General features: G+C 64.6%; 15 protein-coding genes. 11 read left to right on the plus strand and 4 right to left on the minus strand.

Annotated elements, in window-relative coordinates; translation table 11 throughout:
- Positions 1–140: 140 nt before the first annotated feature.
- From AAE027_RS38005 to AAE027_RS38015, 3 genes are all read right to left on the minus strand, one after another.
- Complete coding sequence (locus AAE027_RS38005) at positions 141–359, minus strand: hypothetical protein (protein WP_091884873.1); 219 nt, start codon at positions 357–359, stop codon at positions 141–143.
- 1 nt (position 360) lies between these two features.
- A complete protein-coding gene (locus AAE027_RS38010; RefSeq protein ID WP_370990961.1) occupies positions 361–1,017 on the minus strand; it encodes an acyl-homoserine-lactone synthase in 657 nt (218 codons plus the stop codon).
- Between the two features lie 86 nt (positions 1,018–1,103).
- Complete coding sequence (locus AAE027_RS38015) at positions 1,104–1,832, minus strand: helix-turn-helix transcriptional regulator (RefSeq protein WP_128955851.1); 729 nt, start codon at positions 1,830–1,832, stop codon at positions 1,104–1,106.
- 168 nt (positions 1,833–2,000) lie between these two features.
- Between AAE027_RS38015 and AAE027_RS38020 the strand changes: the two genes are divergently transcribed.
- From AAE027_RS38020 to AAE027_RS38065, 10 genes are all read left to right on the plus strand, one after another.
- Positions 2,001–2,177, plus strand: a complete 177-nt coding sequence (locus AAE027_RS38020; protein WP_091884862.1) for a hypothetical protein — start codon at positions 2,001–2,003, stop codon at positions 2,175–2,177.
- Between the two features lie 276 nt (positions 2,178–2,453).
- Entirely contained in the window at positions 2,454–3,392 is a 939-nt protein-coding gene (locus AAE027_RS38025) for a LysR family transcriptional regulator (protein ID WP_091884859.1), read from the plus strand.
- 132 nt (positions 3,393–3,524) lie between these two features.
- Positions 3,525–4,403 (plus strand): shikimate dehydrogenase, encoded by an 879-nt coding sequence (locus AAE027_RS38030; protein WP_370990962.1) that lies wholly within the window; start codon positions 3,525–3,527, stop codon positions 4,401–4,403.
- Between the two features lie 56 nt (positions 4,404–4,459).
- Entirely contained in the window at positions 4,460–5,590 is a 1,131-nt protein-coding gene (locus AAE027_RS38035; RefSeq protein WP_370990963.1) for an ABC transporter substrate-binding protein, read from the plus strand.
- A 135-nt stretch (positions 5,591–5,725) separates the two neighbouring features.
- A complete protein-coding gene (locus AAE027_RS38040) occupies positions 5,726–6,601 on the plus strand; it encodes a branched-chain amino acid ABC transporter permease (RefSeq protein WP_128936914.1) in 876 nt (291 codons plus the stop codon).
- On the plus strand, positions 6,598–7,596 hold the full coding sequence (locus tag AAE027_RS38045) for a branched-chain amino acid ABC transporter permease (protein WP_091884846.1): 999 nt from the start codon (positions 6,598–6,600) through the stop codon (positions 7,594–7,596). The genes AAE027_RS38040 and AAE027_RS38045 overlap by 4 nt, the downstream gene beginning before the upstream one ends.
- Positions 7,593–8,336 (plus strand): ABC transporter ATP-binding protein, encoded by a 744-nt coding sequence (locus AAE027_RS38050; protein ID WP_370990964.1) that lies wholly within the window; start codon positions 7,593–7,595, stop codon positions 8,334–8,336. The genes AAE027_RS38045 and AAE027_RS38050 overlap by 4 nt, the downstream gene beginning before the upstream one ends.
- A gap of 11 nt (positions 8,337–8,347) precedes the next feature.
- A complete protein-coding gene (locus AAE027_RS38055; RefSeq protein WP_479714265.1) occupies positions 8,348–9,085 on the plus strand; it encodes an ABC transporter ATP-binding protein in 738 nt (245 codons plus the stop codon).
- Entirely contained in the window at positions 9,082–10,140 is a 1,059-nt protein-coding gene (locus AAE027_RS38060) for a Gfo/Idh/MocA family protein (protein ID WP_370990966.1), read from the plus strand. The genes AAE027_RS38055 and AAE027_RS38060 overlap by 4 nt, the downstream gene beginning before the upstream one ends.
- Positions 10,137–12,008: a bifunctional sugar phosphate isomerase/epimerase/4-hydroxyphenylpyruvate dioxygenase family protein gene (locus tag AAE027_RS38065; RefSeq protein WP_370990967.1), complete on the plus strand. Its 1,872-nt coding sequence runs from the start codon at positions 10,137–10,139 to the stop codon at positions 12,006–12,008. Before AAE027_RS38060 ends, AAE027_RS38065 begins: the two co-directional genes overlap by 4 nt.
- 335 nt (positions 12,009–12,343) lie before the next feature.
- On the opposite strand, the gene AAE027_RS38070 is transcribed toward AAE027_RS38065, so the two are convergent.
- Positions 12,344–13,516 carry an ABC transporter substrate-binding protein gene (locus AAE027_RS38070; RefSeq protein WP_128936920.1) on the minus strand — a complete coding sequence of 391 codons (1,173 nt, stop codon included), beginning with the start codon at positions 13,514–13,516 and terminating at the stop codon, positions 12,344–12,346.
- Positions 13,517–13,828: 312 nt separating this feature from the next.
- On the opposite strand from AAE027_RS38070, the gene AAE027_RS38075 reads away from it, so the two are divergent.
- Entirely contained in the window at positions 13,829–15,091 is a 1,263-nt protein-coding gene (locus AAE027_RS38075) for an NAD(P)/FAD-dependent oxidoreductase (RefSeq protein ID WP_370990968.1), read from the plus strand.
- Positions 15,092–15,160: the final 69 nt, after the last annotated feature.

Here is a 15,160-nt window from a genome sequence, read left to right on the forward strand (position 1 = left end):
GCGTGCGCGGCCGAAACCTGCTCTGCAGTGCAAAAAGGTTGCCGCGCGGCATGGGGCAACCTGCCGCACCCAAACGATCACCCTCCCCCGGCAGGACGAGGGAGGGTGCGAATGTTGTCGAAATTTGGCGAGAGATGCGTCTAGTGCGACGTCATCTGCTGGGGAAAGTCGTCCGGTTCGGCGAGCACGCTGTTGGCCGTCGAGGCCTCCAGCGCGGCCATCCGGAACAGGTAGGCCAGCGTCGCCAATCCGGAATCGTCCGCCATCTGCGCCAGCTCGAGCGCCATGTCGGACATGTAGCCGAGGTTCTCGTCCTTGGTCTGCGCCATGATCTGGCTGTCCCGCATCAGGTTCGACATCTCAGGCGCTCTTTCGTTGCGCGGCAAGGCCGCGGAGGTTGGCACGGGCAATGCAGTCGATCCGCGGACCGTCCTGCTGGATGACGCTCGTCATTCCGATACGGTCACGTACGACATCGAGCGACTCCTGACGGACCTCGATCGTTGCCGCCATGGTCCAGGAATTTTCCACCAGCGCCGGCAATCCCAGGGGCGTCACGACGAATCCGATGTCGTTGAACCGCGGCAACCACCACGTCTCCATGACGAGACACAGACGCTCGATGCCCTGATCGAGACAGAACTCCTGCGCAGCCGTCATCAATTGCAGATTGAACGCGCCGTCGCGTCGCTCGCGCGACACGAAGAAGCGCGACCACTCCCAGACCAGCGGGTCCGACGGGCAACCACGCACCGCCGCGAGATGCGGAAAGACTTCGCTCATCATCGTCGGTCTGGTGGTGGGATACAGGCGGGAGCCGCCGAGCACCCGGCGGTTTTCGAGAGCCAGCAGGTAGACCGCGTCCTCATTGTCGTAGCTATCAATCTCGCGGCCGTCGGGCTTGCGTAGCGCCTCCCATTTCCGCTCCTCGACAAAAATCTCGTGACGAACCCGAAAATACTGTTCGAGAACGTCTTCGTAGAGGTGCCGATTGACGGCAGAAATCACATGAATCATGAACTCCCCCATGGCTCGAAATGAGGGGGAGCCTCAGCGAAAAAGGCAAAGTCGACTATTGGGAAATTTCCCAGTAGGCGAGGATTTCAGGGATTGATGATTCTGTGGCGGATCGCGATCGCGACCGCATGCGTCCGGTTGACGGCACCGAGCTTGCGCGCGGCAGTTGCAAGATGCTCTTCCGCCGTGCGTTGCGTGATGTGCAGGATCTCGCCGATCTCCCAGGCGGACTTGCCTTGCGACGCCCAGGCGATCACCTCGCGCTCGCGTGGGGTCAGGCGCATCGACGGATGCGGCGCCGGATCGAGCAGACGGCGAATGTGATCGAAGCCGTACATCCCGATCAGGTGCAGCGCGGGCTTGCTGCGCGCGTTGAGATCGAGGTGGACACCACCGAGCGAGACGCCGGCCTCATAGCCGGTCAAGCCGTGGATCGGCACGACGAAGCCGCGCGACATGCGGAAATCGGCGGCGCGCCGCATCACCTCCACCGCGCCCGGCTCCAGCTCCGGATCGTACGGCGCCTCAGACCACTCGAAAGGGTTCACCGTCTGCCGGCATTTGCGGATCACGGGGTCGACACGGTCGTAGCTCTTTTGGATGTAGAGGTCGAACCACTCCGCCGGCCACTTCTTGGCGAGTACCATCTGGGAAAAGCGTTGATCGGGATTCGGCAAGCCCGTTACGATGATATGTTCGAAACCGTATCGGCCGAACGCGGTTGCAAGCGCGTCCATGGCGTCCGGAACCTTGGTATAGGCTCCCAGGCCTTCGATGAAGTCGAGCGCCTCCCGGCCATAGTCTACGGCGGACATCAGTGCATTTCCTGACTCTCGCCCTGCCGTATAGCACGTATTTGGGGGCTGCCTCAATTCGCTGCTCCCGTAGTTTGCCGGTGTTCCGTCCGCACCGAAGATTTAATCTACTTGTGGAAGAAGTGAGGTCCAGATACACCTGAACGCGTCCGTAGCGGGAAAACCACGATGCAAGACGAGGACATCGCCCTCAACAGCGTGCTCGGCCTGGAATTGAACCGCGTGTTTTTCGCCGTCCGCCAAACGGCAAACAAGCAGAAGATCATCGAGTTCGCGCGTGAGGTGCTGCAAAGCGAGCGCGCGGAGCTGGCGGACAGCCTCTTGCCCGAGGGCCCGGCAAGCTAGAACGCAGCCGCAGCAAACGACGCGCCCAGCGCGAGCGACGCCCTTGAACGTGCCGATTTTCGTCGAAACAGTTTGACCATTGCCTTCCCTTCTCCCCTTGTGGGAGAAGGTGGCGCGAAGCGCCGGATGAGGGGTTGTCTCCGCGCGTTCAAATGCGAGAGCTCGCAAGGCGGAGAGAACCCCTCACCCGTCTCGCCGCTTCGCGGCGAGACCCCTCTCCCACAAGGGGAGAGGGAAGGCCGCCCGCCACCACGATCATGCTTCGGATGCCAGGACATGATGACGCTGCGCCAGGTTGAGGTGATCCGTGCCGTGATGGTGACGGGCACCATCGGCGGCGCGGCGAAGCTGCTCAACGTCTCGGCGCCGGGGATCAGCCGCCTCGTCAAATACACCGAGCGCTCGCTCGGCATCCGCTTCTTCCAGCGCCAGAACGGGCGCTATTTCCCGACGCCGGAAGCCGAGAACATCTTCGAGCAGATCAACGGCGTCTACAAGAAGGTCGACGATCTCTCCGAGATCATCTCCAAGATCGGCCGCGGTGGATTGTCGGAGCTGCGCATCGGCTCGGTGCCGAGCATCTCGCAGGTGATGGTGCCGCGCGCGATCGAGCGCGTGCGTCGCCGCTATCCCGATCTTGGCATCGACATCAACATCCTCAAGCTCGAGGAAGCCATCGACTATCTGATGCTCGGCCGCGGCGAGTGCGTGGCGATGAGCTACCGGCTGGAGCATTCCGGGCTCGACTTCATGCCGCTCGCCTCGGGCGAGCTCTATTGCATCGTGCCGCCGGGTCACGAGCTCGCCGGCCGCAAGCAGGTCTCCGCCGCCGAGATCACCCGCTATCCGCTGATCGGCATCGATCCCAACGATCCCTACGGGCGGATCATGGCCGAGATCTTCGCGCGCAACCGGCTCGACTACAACATCACCATCCGCGCGCGCTTCGGCACCACGGTCTGCGCGCTGGTGAAGGCCGGGCTCGGCATCGCCATCATCGACCAGTTCACGGTGGCCCATGGCGGCTATCCCGGAATCGAGCTGTTGAAGATCACCGAGCCGACGCGGTTCGACACTTACATCGCCGTGAAGCGCGGCGCGCCGTTGTCGCTCCATGCCGAGTACTTCATCGACGCCCTGCGCGCCGAGATGCGCGCGGTCGAGCCGTCCCGCGGCAACAGCAAGGCCGGTCCGGCACGCGCGCGGAAGAAATAACATTATGTTAGGTTTGCCGGATAAAAGGGTAATTGTGTTAGGCCGGGGAAAGACTATCGTCGCAGCTGGAATTGCGCGGATTTCCCCGCTAATGGCCGGGACCGGACGCTCCCAACGAGACGATAGCGAACCATGTCGAAGCGCGGATACGCTGCCAGCAAGAAGCTTCTCACAGGCCTGATCGGCGCGCCGATCGCGCATTCCGCGTCCCCCGCCATGCATGAGCGCGCCGCCGAGGCGCTTGGCCTGCGCGGCCACTACCAGCTCATCGAAGTGGCCGGCGCCGATGCGGCCGGGCTCAGTTTGATGCTCGAAGGCGTGCGGCGGCTCGGCTTTGCCGGCGTCAACGTCACTTACCCTTACAAGGAAGCCGTGGTCCCGCTGCTCGACGCGCTGGCGCCAGGCGCTGCCGCCATGGGGGCGGTCAACACCGTCGTCGTCAGGGACGGCCGGCTGACCGGCCACAACACCGACACCACCGGCTTTGCGCGCGCGGTGGCGCCGCTGCTGGCGCCGTCCGCCAATGCCGTTGCCGTGATCGGCGCCGGCGGCGTCGGCAAGGCGATCGCGTTTGCGCTGGCGAGCCTGGACGTGACCGACATCCGCATTTTTGACAGCGAACCTGCGCGCGCCGAGAAACTCGCCTCGCTGCTTGCCAGGCAGGGCGGCGCGAGGATGGCCGGAAGCGTCGAGAATGCGCTCGATGGCGCAACCGGCCTCGTCAACGGCACGCCGGTCGGCATGCTACCGAGCCGAGACACGCCAGTGCCGGCGGCGCTGCTCAGCGCAGACCTGTGGGTCGCCGATGCCGTCTATTCGCCGCTGATCACGCCGCTGCTTGCCGCAGCGCGAGAGAAAGGCGCTCGGATCATGACCGGCCGCGAGCTCGCGATCTACCAGGCCGCCGACGCCTTCGAACTGTTCACGGGCCTTGCCCCATCGGCCGAGATCATGGGAGAGGCTTTTGATGCGGTGATGGCCGCGCGCAGCGCCGCCTATCAGGCAGCTTGAGACGAAGCGGCCGGGCACAAGGCCGCTTGCAAGATTTGAAACGGGAGGAGAGGACGATGAAATCAACGCTACTGGTGGGCGCGCTGCTCACCGCCATGACGGCAACGAGCGCTTTGGCCCAGGCGATCAAGCTCGCCGACGTCGCCGAGCTCTCGGGCGGCGGCGCCACCGTCGGCACCAACTGGAAGAACGGCATCGACCTCGCGATCGAGGAGATCAACGCCAAGGGCGGCGTGCTCGGCCGCAAGCTCGAGGTCACTCACGCCGACTCGCAGTCCAACCCGGGCGTCGCCCGCGCCCAGGTGCAGAAGGCGCTCGACGCCGAGCCTTATGTGCTGCTCGGGCCCGGCTATTCCGGCTCGGTCAAGGTGACCGCGCCGCTCGCCGCCGAAGCCGGCATCGCGCAGATCATGGGTGGCGAAGCCGCCGAGCTGACGCAAGCAGGCAACAAGTTCCTGTTCCGCACCTCGTTCGGCCAGCAATCCTCGATGCCGAAGGTCGCCAAATACATCCACGACGAGATGAAGGCGAAGTCGGTCGCGGTGGTCTGGGTCAATAATGATTTCGGCCGCGGCGGCCGCGATGTCGTCGTCAAGGAGCTCGATCGGCTCGGCTCCAAGGTGGTCGCCGACCTCTCGACCGAAGCGGGCCAGGCCGATTTCGCCGCCGACGTCGGCAAGATCAAGGCCGCCAATCCCGATGCCGTGTTCATCTACCTGAACGAAGAAGAGAGCGCGCGTATCCTGAAAGAACTGAAGCGCCAGGGTGTCACCGCGCCGCTGATGGGCGAGACCACGCTGATCGGCCAGAAGGTGATCGAACTCGCCGGCGATGCCGCCAATGGCGCGCGCGGCCATGTCGGCCTCACCACCGACGCGCCGGTCGACCTGATCAAGGCGTTCCGCGAGAAGTTTTCGAAGAAGTACAATTACGTGCCCGACCACAACGGCCTGAAGGGCTATCTCGCCGTCTACATGGTGAAGGCCACCACCGAGAAGATGGGCAAGGTCGATCCGAAGAAGTTTGCCGACACGCTGCACGGCCTGACCATCAAGGCCGCGGACGAGCCGGGCATCCTGATGGACGTCACCTTCAGCGACACCGGCGACATCGACCGCCAGAGCTTCCTGGTCGAGGTGGTCGAAGGCAAGCAGGTGGTGAAGCAGGTGTTGCCGAAAGTGAAGTGAGGGACGTGGTCCTTCACCTCTCCCCGCTTGCGGGGAGTTCTTCTCCCTCGCCCCGCTCTTCGCGGGGAGAGGGAGTGATAGACCTGAACTCGCGTCGATCCAGTTCCCTCGGGCTCTAACGATCAAAGAGAACCCATGTCCAATCTGTTCGATCTTCTGGTCGCGGGACTTGCCACCGGCGCGATCTATGCGCTGGTCGCGGTCGGCTTCACGCTGCTGTGGCAGACCTCGCAGACCATCAATTTCGCCCAAGGCGAGTTCGTGATGCTGCCGGCGTTCCTGATGCTGGCGGTAATGCATGCCGGCGCGCCGTTCTGGCTCGCGATCATCCTCGGCATCCTCTTATCGATGATCCTGCTCGGCCTCGCCTTCAAGATGCTGCTGGTCGATCCGATGATGCGCCATGGCGTGCTGCCGCTGGCGATCGCGACCATGGCGCTGGCGATCGGCATCAAGGAATCCGTCAAGCAGTTCTTCAGCGCCGAGGCCTCGCCCTTCCCGTCGATCGTGCCGACTGGCGACATCTCCATTCTCGGCCATGCGGTGTCGCTGCAAAGCATCGGCGTGCTCGTCGTCGCTATTCTCGCTGTCTTCGGACTGACGGCACTTCTCAACCGCACCTCGCTCGGCCACCAGATGCAGGCGGCAGCGCAAAACCCGACGGTGGCGCGCATCATCGGCGTGCCGGTCGAGCGCATGATCCTGCTGACCTTCCTGATCAACGCCTTCCTGGTGGCGCTGGCTTCGCTGCTGATCACGCCGATCTATCTCGCCAAATTCTCCTCTGGCGAAGTGCTGGGCCAGGCCGCCTTCATCGCCGCGATCGTCGGCGGCTTCAACCAGGTGCGCGGCGCGATCGCCGGCGGTCTCTTGATTGGCGTGCTCGACAATCTCGCGGCCGCCTATGTCTCGACGCAGTACCGCGCCGCGGTGCCGATGATCTTCCTAATCGCCGTCATCCTGTTCCGGCCGCAGGGCTTGCTCGGCCGCGCCGAGGAGCGCACCGTATGAGCGGCTTCGCCAAACCCCTGAAGATCGCGCTCGGCCTTGCCGTCATCGCCGCGCTGATCGTGGTTCCCATGAACTTCAACCGCTACGGCCTGTTCATCCTCAGCCAATGGGCGGTGATGAGCATCGCCGCGATGGGGCTCAACCTCACGCTCGGCTATGCCGGCCAGGTCTCGCTGGCGCAGGGGGCCTTCGTGGGCATGGGCGCCTATGCGGCGGCGATCATGACCACCCATGGCTGGCCGCTGCCGGCGGCAATACTGGTCGCGATTGCCTTAAGCTTCGCGGTCGGCTGGGTGCTCGGCTATCCGGCGCTGCGCGTGCAGCACCACTACCTCGCCTTCGTCACGCTCGCCTTCTCCACTCTCGCCTTCCTGGTGTTCCGCAACGAGAGCTGGCTCACCGGCGGCATCTACGGCATCTCCAACATCCCGCGCCCGCATATCTTTGGGCTAGCGACCAACAAGCCGCTGCCGTTCTACTATGTCTGCCTCGGCTCGCTCGCGATCGTGTCGCTTGCGGTGTGGTGGCTGATCCGCTCGCCCTGGGGCCGCGCCTTCATGGCGCTGCGCGAAAACCCGCTGCGCGCGCAATCGCTCGGCGTCGACACCCGCCGCTACACGCTGATGGCGTTTGCGATCGGCTCGGCGCTTGGCGGCGTCGCCGGCGCGCTTTACGCGCCGCTGACGCAATATATCGATCCCGTGCCGTTCAACCTGTCCCTCTCGCTCGATCTGTTGATGATGGTGATCGTCGGCGGTGCCGGCTTCTATTTCGGCCCCTTCCTCGGCGCGATGATCGCGGTGCTGTTGCCGGAATGGCTGCGCTTCACGGAGGGCTATTATCTCATGCTCTACGCGATCGCCGTCATGCTGCTGCTGATCTGGTCGCCGACCGGCATTTTGGGAATCCTCGACCGCGCCATGGCGGCACGGCGGACCAAGGCAGCGTCCGCGCTGCGCGCCGTCGCCAAATCCCGCCTGGAGACGGTGCAATGAGCGCGGTCCTCGAGGTTACCAATATCAAGAAGAACTTTGGCGGCATCAGCGCCGTCGACGGCGTCTCGTTCGACGTGCGCGAGGGCGAGATCCTCGGCCTGATCGGGCCGAATGGCTGCGGCAAGTCGACCCTGTTCAACTGCATCCTCGGCCAGCTCACGCCATCAGGCGGCGAGGTCAAGCTCGACGGCAAGCTCGTCACGGGCCTGCGGCCCGCCGAGCTCAATAAGCTTGGGGTCAGCCGCACCTTCCAGCTCCTGCAGGTCTTCCCAAAGCTCTCGGTGCGCGAGAACCTGATCCTCGCGGGCCAGGAGCACCAGGGCAACATGGCCTCGCGCCTGGTCGGCCGCTCCGATGCCGGGCTGACTGATAGCGCCAACCAGATGATCGGCTTTTTCAAGCTCGACCATCTCGCGGACGAGCCGGCCGGCGGCCTCTCCTATGGCCAGCAGAAGCTGCTCGATGCCGCCATGGCCTTCATGGGCGGCCCGCGCCTCGTGTTGCTCGACGAGCCCGCTGGCGGCGTCAACCCGTCGATGCTGGCGGACCTGAAGGACCGCCTGGTCGCGATCAACCGCGAGAAGAACGCCACCTTCGTCGTGATCGAGCACAACATGGAGTTCGTGATGTCGCTGTGCTCGCGCGTCATGGTGATGGCGGAAGGCAAGGTGCTGGCGATGGGACGACCGGAGGAGGTGAGGAAAAACCCCGCCGTGATCGAAGCCTATTTGGGTCATTGAAGGAGCGGACCATGAGCGACCCGATCCTCGCGGTTCACAATCTCGTCGGCGGCTACGGCAAGATGACGATTTTGAACGGCACGACCTTCGCCCTACCTCAAGCCACGATCACGACGATCATCGGCCCGAACGGCGCCGGCAAGTCGACCGTGTTCAAGGCCATCTTCGGCCTACTCAAGCTGCGCGAGGGCAAGATCAGCTTTGCTGGCAGCGACGTCACGAACTTGAGCCAGCGCGCGCTGCTCAATGCCGGCATCTGCTACGTGCCGCAGGGCCGCAACATCTTTCCCGAGCTGTCCGTGCGCCACAATATCGAGCTCGGCGGCGTCGCTGCCGGGAAGGGCCTCGACCTACCGAGGCGGATCGAGGCGGCACTCGACCTGTTCCCGGCGCTGCGGCGGAAATCGACGCAGCAGGCTTCTACGCTGTCCGGCGGCGAGCAGAAGCAGCTCGAGATCGCCCGCTCGCTGCTGCTCGAACCGAAGCTGGTGCTGATCGACGAGCCTTCGATCGGCCTGTCGCCGCTGATGGTGCAGCAGACCTTCGACATCCTCAAGAGCTTGCGCGACCGCGGCGTCACGATCCTGATGATCGAGCAGAACGCACGCTCGGCGCTGGAGATTTCCGACATCGGCATCGTGCTCGAGCTCGGCCAGACCCGCATGGTCGACGACGCCAAGCGCATTTTGAACGATCCCCGCATCGGCCAGCTCTTCCTGGGCGGTGCCATGGAGGAGAGCGCGGCATGAGCGCCAAGATACGCATCGCCGTTGCCGGCGCGGGCCTGATCGGCCGCCGCCATATCGAGCTGATCGAGGCATCGCCGGATTGCGTGCTGGCCGGCATTGCCGATCCTTCGCCGGCCGCTGGCGATTTTGCGCGGGCGCACAACACGCCCTGCTATGCCGATCATCGCACTTTGCTGGAGCAGGAGAAGCCGGACGGGCTGATCATCGCCTCGCCGAACACGCTGCATCTGCCCATGGCGCTCGACTGCGCCGCGGCGGGCGTGCCGGCGCTGATCGAAAAGCCGGTGACCGACAGCGTCGCAGCGGCACGTCGCCTCTGTGAGGCGGTCAAGCGCAGCGGCGTGCCGATGCTGGTCGGTCACCACCGCCGCCACAATCCGATCATCAAGGCCGCCCGCGAGGCGGTCGCGACCGGCAAGCTCGGCCAGCTCACCGCCGTGGCCGGGCTGTGGCTGCTGAAGAAACCCGACGATTATTTCGAGGTCGCCTGGCGGCGCGAACAGGGCGGCGGGCCGCTGCTGATCAATCTGATCCACGACATCGACAATCTCCGCTTCGTCTGCGGCGAGATCGCCGAGGTGCAGGCGCTAACGTCGAACAAAGTCCGCCGCTTCGCGGTCGAGGACACTGCCGCGCTGCTGCTGCGCTTTGCCAATGGTGCGCTCGGAACGGTGACGGTCTCCGATGCAACGCCGGCACCGTGGAGCTGGGAGCTGACGGCGGGCGAGAACGCGGTCTATCCCAGACAGGACCAGCCCTGTTACGTCTTCGCCGGCACCAACGGCTCGCTGGCGGTGCCGACCATGGAGCTGTGGTCGTATCCAGAAAATCCCGGCTGGCACGCGCCCCTGGTTCGCGAGCCCGTCGCACTCTCCGCTTACGATCCGCTCGCCGAGCAGCTGCGGCATTTCCAGGCCGTGATCGCGGGCCGCGAGCAGCCGCTGATCTCGGTCGAAGATGCGATGGGCACGCTCGCGGTCGTCGAAGCCGTGAGCGAAGCCGCGCGCACGGGACGCACGGTATCGCCGGGCCGGATCATGGAGCAGGCAGCATGAACAAGCGCTCGATCGCAACGGTTTCCCTCTCCGGCGCACTGGACGAGAAGCTCCGCGCCGCCGCATCAGCCGGGTTCGACGCGGTCGAGATCTTCGAGAACGATCTGCTGTCGTTCGGCGCCAGCCCGCGCGAGGTCGCGCGCCTGTGCAAGGATCTCAATCTCGAGATCTGCGCGTTCCAACCGTTCCGCGATTTCGAAGGCATGCCGGAGCCGCAGCGTTCGCGCAACTTTGCCCGCGCGGAGCGCAAGTTCGATTTGATGCAGGAGCTCGGCACCGATCTCCTGCTGATCTGCTCCAACGTTTCGCCCGCCTCGCTCGGCGGCATCGATCGCGCCGCCGACGATTTTCGCGAGCTCGGCGAGCGTGCGGCGAAACGTGGCTTGCGCGTCGGCTACGAGGCGCTGGCCTGGGGACGCCATGTTAACGACTACCGCGATGCCTGGGAGATCGTGCGCCGCGCCGATCACGCCGCGATCGGCATCATCCTCGACAGTTTTCACGCGCTGGCCCCGGGCTTTCCAACGCGCGCGATGGCCTCGATCCCCGGCGACAAGATTTTTCTGGTTCAGCTTGCGGACGCGCCAAAGCTCGAGCTCGACATCCTCTCCTGGAGCCGGCACTTCCGTTCTTTCCCCGGCCAGGGTGACCTGCCGGTCGGCGAGTTCATGGCGGCGGTCGCGGCGACCGGCTATGCCGGGCCGCTGTCGCTGGAGATCTTCAACGACCAATTTCGCGCCGGCTCGGCGGCGCAGACCGCGATCGATGGCCTGCGCTCGCTGATCCTGCTCGAGGACCAGCTCGCAGCGGACTGGCCAAAGCTCGTCCACGAGCCGCTGGCGCCGAAGGCCAGGAGCTACGGTACCGGCTTCGTCGAATTCGCCGTCAACGAGACCAAGGCGGGCGAGCTTGCCCGCCTGTTCGCGCAGCTCGGTTTCCGCAAGACCGGCAAGCACCGCAGCAAGGCGGTGGAGCGCTGGTCGCAGGGCAAGGTCGAGCTCGTGATCAATTGCGAGACCGACGGCTTCGCGCATTCGCATTACGTCACCCACGGTCCCGGCGTCTGTGCGATCGCGCTCAACGTCGACAATGCGGGCCTTGCCATGCAGCGCGCCGAAGCGCTGAAGGCGCGCACCTTCTATCAGCCGGTCGGACCGGGCGAGCTGGAGATCCCGGCGATCCACGGCGTCGGAGGCAGCCTGCTCTATTTCCTGGATCAGGCCGGCAAGAACTGGGACACCGATTTCGAACCGGTCGCGAGCGAGACGAGCGCCGATGCAGTTTTGGCGGTCGATCACATCGCGCAATCGATGCCCTATGACGAGATGCTGTCCTGGCTGCTGTTCTACACCGGCATTCTCGACCTGACGCGGCTGCCGCAGATGGAGATCGCCGACCCCAGAGGCCTGGTGCAGAGCCAGGCCATCATCAACGCAGACCAGAGCCTGCGCTTCGTCCTCAACGGTTCCTCCGCCAACCGCACGCTGCCATCGCGCTTCATCTCGGAGTTCTTCGGCTCCGGCGTGCAGCACGTCGCGTTCGCATGCCGGGACATTTTTGCGACGGTCGCGGAGATGCGCAAGCGCGGCGCGGATTTCCTGGATATCCCTGATAATTACTACGACGACATCGAGGCCAAATACGACCTCGCGCCCGAGCTGATGGCGCAACTGCGCGCCAACCACATCCTCTACGACCGTGAGGGCGACGGCGAATTCTTCCAGGTCTACACCCACATCTTCGACGAGCGCTTCTTCTTTGAGATCGTCGAGCGGCGAAACTATCAGGGCTTTGGCGCGGCCAACGCCGGCATCAGGCTCGCAGCGCAGGCTCGCGAAGTGCGCCCATCGAGCGTGCCAAGAATTTAACTCTGCAAGCGCGGCCCTTCGCCTCTCCCCGCCAGCGGGGAGAGGCCGACGCGCGTAGCGCGGCGGGTGAGGGGGACTCTCCGCGAGTCAGATGTCCGTCGGAACCAAGCTCCCTCAACACGTCATTGCGAGCGCAGCGAAGCAATCCAGAATCCCTCCGCGGAAAGACTCTGGATTGCTTCGCGGAGCCTGTCATCGGGCCGCGCTTCGCGCGGACCCGTTGGCTCGCAAGGACGGTGTGGGGAGCATCGGGGAATTCGACTGTCTCCGTCCCCGCGGGGGCTCCCCCTCACCCTACCCTCTCCCCGCAAGCGGGGAGAGGGAGAAGCGAGACCTCACTTCATCTTGCACTTGTCGTGGAAACGATCCTGGTCGTGCTCGACGATGGTGGCGACGGTCTTCAGTGCGAGCTGGCCGTCGGCGTCCTTGACCACGTCCTGCAGGTAGAAGTTCTGGATCGGGATGTGGTTGTTGCCGTATTTGAACGGGCCGCGCACCGATTTGAAGTTCACCTTCTCCATTTCGGCCTTCATCGCGTCCTTCTTCGAGGTGTCGCCCTTCACGGCAACGACCGCGCTGTTGATCAGGTTCGCGGCATCATAGGACTGCGCGCCGTAGAAGGTCGGGCGCAGGCCGGTATACTTCTTGCGGTAGTCGGCGACGAATTTCTTGTTTTCGTCGTTGGGCAGATCGTTGACCCATTGCTGCGCACCAGGCACGCCGAGCGCGTTGTCCTTCTGCAGCGGCAGCGACAATTCGTCGATCGTGAAGGCGGTGTAGAGCGGAATCTGCGCTTTGATGCCGGCCTGGGCGTATTGATTGAGGAACTGGACGCCGGCCGCGCCCGGATAGAACACGAAGATCGATTCGGCCTTGGAGTTCTTGGCCTTGGTGAGCTCGGCGGAGAAGTCGAGCTGGCTCGGCCACACCGTGTATTCCTCACCCACGACCTGACCCTTGAAGGTGCTCTTGACGCCGGCCAGCATGTCCTTGCCGGCGGCGTAGTTCGGGCCGATCAGGAACACCGACTTGACGCCCTTCTGGTTCATATAGGTGCCGACCGCCTGCGGGGTCTGGTCGTTCTGCCAGGAGGTCGAGAACACGTAAGGCGAGCACAGCTCGCCGGCGAGCTGCGAGGGACCGGCATTGGCCGAGATCAGGAAGGTCTGCGAGTCCACCGCGGTCTTGAGCGAGGCCAGCAGTACGTTCGACCAGATGTAGCCGACGATGAAATCGACCTTGTCGGATTGCACCAGCTTCTCGGTCTTCTGCTTGCCGACATCCGGCTTCTGCCCGTCGTCCTCGTAGATCACCTCGACCGGCTTGCCGCCCATCTTGCGGCCGAGATGGTCGAGCGCGAGCTCGAAGGAATTGCGCATGTCATTACCGATCACGGCGGTCGGGCCGCTGAAGGTCGAGACGAAGCCGATCTTGATGGTGTCGCCGGCGAATGCCGGATTTGCCAGCACCAGCGCCGCTGCGCCCGCCAGCCAGAATGCCGTCCTCATAACCACTCCCCTCCTTGATTATCGATCCCGGAAACGGGGTGATCGCCGCACCGGGCCAGTCTTTATTGAACGCAAAATCTGTCGAGCCGCCAATGGCTCAGCGTCCGTCCCTGCACCATATTTCGCCAGAATTGGGGATGGCAAGAAATATAATTCTACTCACTTCGGCCAAGGCATGGTCAAGGCTGCGGCACTTTTTCGCGGCGGATCGATACGCCAGGCCTATGCTCCGATTGATGACGGCTATTGGACCGCTACGGCCAATCCGCACTTAAATGAGAAGGTAGAGCAGCGAGATTCGAGGGGCACATCATGACCACGACACCGCACCGCGTCGTCATCGTCGGAGCCGGCTTTGGCGGGCTGGAGACGACCTACCGGCTCGCGGGCGCGCCGGTCGAGATCACGCTGATCGATCGCCGCAACCATCATCTGTTCCAGCCGCTGCTCTACCAGGTCGCAACCGCTTCGCTCGCGACCAGCGAGATCGCCTGGCCAGTCCGCCATCTCATGCGGGGCCGGCGCGAGGTGACGACGCTGTTTGCGACCGTCAGCGGCGTCGACACCGACAGGCGCTGCGTGCTGATCGACGACGGCAGCGAGGTGCCTTACGACACCCTCGTGCTCGCCACCGGCGCACGGCACGCCTATTTCGGCCATGACGAATGGGAGCAGTTCGCGCCCGGCCTGAAGACGCTGGAGGACGCGACCACGCTGCGCCGGCATATCCTGGTGGCATTCGAGCGCGCCGAGCGCGAGACGGATCCGGAGAGGCGCGCGGCGCGGCTGACCTTCGTCATCGTCGGCGCCGGCCCGACCGGCGTCGAGCTCGCCGGCACCATCGCCGAGATGGCGCACCACACTCTGCCCGGCGATTTCCGCAACATCGACACGACGAAGGCGCGCGTCGTGCTGATCGAAGCCGGCCCGCGCGTGCTCGCGGGCTTTGCCGACGACCTCTCGGCTTACGCGCAGGCCTCGCTGGAGAAAATCGGCGTCGAGGTGGTGCTGGGGCAACCCGTGACCGAGATCGACCGCGACGGCGTGGTGTTCGGCGGCACGCGGCTCAACGCCAAGACCAGGATCTGGGCCGCCGGCGTGCGCGCTTCGCCCGCTGCCGAATGGCTGGGCGCACCAAGCGATCGCGCCGGCCGCGTGCAGGTCGAGGGCGACCTGACGATTCCGGGCCATCCCGAGATCTTTGCGATCGGCGACACCATCAACATCAACGCCTGGGAGGGCAAGCCGGTGCCCGGCATCGCGCCCGCGGCCAAGCAGCAAGGCCGCCATGTCGCTGAGACTATCAGAGCGCGGCTGCGTGGCGAGACGAAGGGCGCCTTCCGCTACAAGCACGCCGGCAGCCTCGCGCAGATCGGCAAGCGGCTCGCGGTGATCGACTTCGGCCGCATCAAGCTGCGCGGCACCATCGCCTGGTGGATCTGGGGCATCGCCCACATCTACTTCCTGATCGGCCTCCGCCACCGCCTCAGCGTCGCCCTCAGCTGGCTCTGGATCTACTCCCGCGACCAGCGGGCGGCGCGGCTGATCACGCAGGGAAGCAGCAAGGTGGTGTAGAGGGCGTTTCTCTTACCCTCCCCTGGAGGGGGAGGGTCGCTACGCATGCAGCGAAGCGAAATGCGTAGC

The organism is Bradyrhizobium sp. DN3 (assembly GCF_041357655.1).
GTDB lineage: Bacteria > Pseudomonadota > Alphaproteobacteria > Rhizobiales > Xanthobacteraceae > Bradyrhizobium.